The sequence below is a fragment of the Dietzia cercidiphylli genome (assembly GCF_014145145.1).
Lineage (GTDB): Bacteria > Actinomycetota > Actinomycetes > Mycobacteriales > Mycobacteriaceae > Dietzia > Dietzia natronolimnaea.
In genome coordinates this window covers 1-2718 of the sequence record NZ_JAALEA010000464.1, presented here as the reverse complement: position 1 = coordinate 2718, position 2718 = coordinate 1, and the positions used below count along the sequence as shown (strand labels likewise).

Annotated in this window: 3 protein-coding genes; 1 reads left to right on the top strand and 2 read right to left on the bottom strand. The window is 70.4% G+C overall.

The window, feature by feature from the left end; translation table 11 throughout:
- Both G6028_RS15625 and G6028_RS15620 read right to left on the bottom strand, forming a co-directional pair.
- Nucleotides 1–675, bottom strand: a 675-nt coding sequence (locus tag G6028_RS15625; RefSeq protein ID WP_182659420.1) for an enoyl-CoA hydratase-related protein, incomplete at its 3' end; no start/stop codon positions are given.
- 42 nt (nucleotides 676–717) lie between these two features.
- Complete coding sequence (locus G6028_RS15620) at nucleotides 718–1935, bottom strand: acetyl-CoA C-acetyltransferase (protein WP_182659419.1); 1218 nt, start codon at nucleotides 1933–1935, stop codon at nucleotides 718–720.
- A gap of 162 nt (nucleotides 1936–2097) precedes the next feature.
- Here G6028_RS15620 and G6028_RS15615 point away from each other — a divergent pair.
- On the top strand, nucleotides 2098–2718 hold a 621-nt coding region (locus G6028_RS15615; protein WP_182659418.1), incomplete at its 3' end, for a TetR/AcrR family transcriptional regulator.

Below are 2718 nucleotides of genomic sequence, written 5' to 3'. Positions count from 1 at the left end.
CTTGCGGTCCCACGGCTGGGTCGCCGCCTCGGGATCGTCGGCGTTGGCGGCGATCCACGCCTTCGCCGCGGGCACCAGGTCGTCGGGGCCGGCCACCAGCTCGTCGACGAGCCCGAGCTCGTGGGCCCTGCCCGGACGCAGGCGCCTGCCCTCGAGCAGCACCTCCGTCAGGGCCGTGGCCACACCGAGCATGCGCACGGTGCGGACGATCCCGCCGCCACCGGGCAGCAGACCGAGACTCACCTCGGGTAGGCCCAGCTGGATCGCGGGCGAGTCCACCACGATCCGGTGGTGGGTGGCCAGCGCGATCTCGAGACCGCCGCCGAGCGCGGCACCCGCGATGGCGGCCACGACGGGCTTACCCAGGGTCTCCAGTCGCCGCAGTGGCGCCTTGGCCCGCTCGACGGTGGCCACGGCCAGGTCCGCCCCGTCAGCGGGGATCGACAGGATGTCGGCCAGGTCGCCGCCGGCGAAGAAGGTCTTCTTGGCGGAGGTCAGGATCACGCCGGTGATCTCGTCGACCTCGGAGGCGAGCCTGTCGACGGCCGCCTCCATGGACGCCAGGTAGTCGGCGTTCATGGTGTTGGCGCTCTGACCCGGATCGTCCATGGTGAGGACGACGACGCCGTCGGCGTCGCGCTCGTAGGTGATGGTGTTGGTGAATTCGCTGCTCATTGGGGTTTTTCTCGTCCTTGTCAAGGCTGGCGGCCGGGTCGTCTACAGGCGTTCGATGATGGTGGCGATGCCCATGCCGGCACCCACGCACAGGGTCGCGAGGGCGTAGCGGGCGTCGCGACGTTCCAGCTCGTCCAGGGCGGTGCCGAGGATCATCGCGCCGGTCGCGCCGAGGGGGTGCCCCATGGCGATCGCGCCGCCGTTGACGTTGATCTTCTCCATGGGGACCCCGAGGTCCTTGGCGAACTTCATCGGCACGGCGGCGAACGCCTCGTTGACCTCGAACAAGTCGATGTCGTCGATCGTCAGGCCGGCTTTGGCGAGGGCCTTGCGGGCGGCCGGGGTGGGGCCGGTGAGCATGATCGTGGGCTCCGAACCGATGACGGCGGCCGAGACGATCCTGGCGCGCGGCGCGAGGCCGTTGCGCTCGCCGGCCTCGGCGTTGCCGATGAGCATCGCGGTGGCACCGTCGACGATCCCGGAGGAGTTCCCGGCGTGATGGACGTGGTCGATGCGCTCGACCGAGTGGTACTTCTGCAGCGCCACGGCGTCGAAACCGGCCTGCTCACCGAGCGCCGCGAACGACGGCCGGAGTGACGCGAGATCGTCGGCGGTGGTGCCCCGCCGGATGTGCTCGTCATGGTCGAGCACGACCAGACCGGCGGAGTCGACCACCGGGATGACCGAGCGCGCGAAGCGGCCCTCGTCCCAGGCGGCGGAGGCGAGCTCCTGCGACCGCGCGGCGAACTCGTCGACGTCCCCGCGGGAGAAGCCCTCGATCGTGGCGATGAGGTCCGCGCCGATCCCCTGCGGGACGAACGAGGTGGAGTAGTTGACCCGGGGGTTCTGCGCCCAGGCGCCGCCGTCGGAGCCCATCGGGACCCGCGACATCGACTCCACGCCACCGGCGACGACGAGGTCCTCCCACCCCGCGCGGACCTTCTGCGCGGCCAGGTTCACGGCCTCGAGCCCGGAGGCACAGAAGCGGTTCTGCTGCACCCCGGCCACCGTCTCGGGCAGTCCGGCGGCGAGGGCCGCGATGCGGGGCAACACCGCGCCCTGCTCACCGACCGGACCGACGATGCCCATGACGACGTCCTCGATCTGTGCGGGATCGAGACCGCTGTTGCGCTCGACCAGCGAACGCAGCACGCCGACGGCGAGGTCGATCGGGGCGACGCTGTACAGCGAACCGCTGGACTTGCCCTTACCGCGTGGCGTGCGCACCGCGTCGTAGATGTAGGCCTCGGGCACTGACATGGGTGGGTTGTCCCTTCCGTCCCGAGCCGGTCTGCGACGACGCACTCGAGACACTCACATGGATTCGATCACATATATCTGTGAATTCGGGTTTACTATGGCCACTGTATCCGCTGTTGTCAAGATCACACCCCGATCCGCCCTCACGAGATCCGAGAGGTCATGACATCGTCACCACCACTGCCCACGAGGTTCCCGGACGCCCCTCCACCGGGGTCCCGACGTGCGGAGATCGCGCTGGCCGCGGCCGAGGAGTTCACTCGACGCGGATACCACGCGACCCGTGTGGAGCACATCGCGGATCGACTCGCGGTGACCCCCGGTGCGCTGTACCGGTACGTCCCGGGCAAGTACGCGATGTTCCGAGACGCGGTCGCCACGCTCGTCGGGGAACTCGACGCCGCCACGTCCGGTTCCGATGACCTCGACCACCTGGTCGACTCGGTCACCCGGGCGACACTGACCCACCGCTCCCGCGCCGCGCTGTACCGCTGGCAGATCCGGTATCTCACGCCGGAGGACCGGGCGGCGGTCGTGGCGGCCGACATCCGGATCCGCCAGCGATTCTCCGACGCGATCCGCGGACACGGCGCTGTCGCCCGGACCGGGACCCGGGGCGCGGCCGGCGCCATCCTCGCCTGCATCGCCTCGCTCGGCCATCACCGCATCGAGGTCACCGAAGCGGGCGCGGTGGCGCTGATGCAGTCGATCGCGGCGGACCTGGCCGGATCCACCCCGGGCGTCAGGTCGACGCCGACTCCGCGAGCGGAACACCCGCCCGCG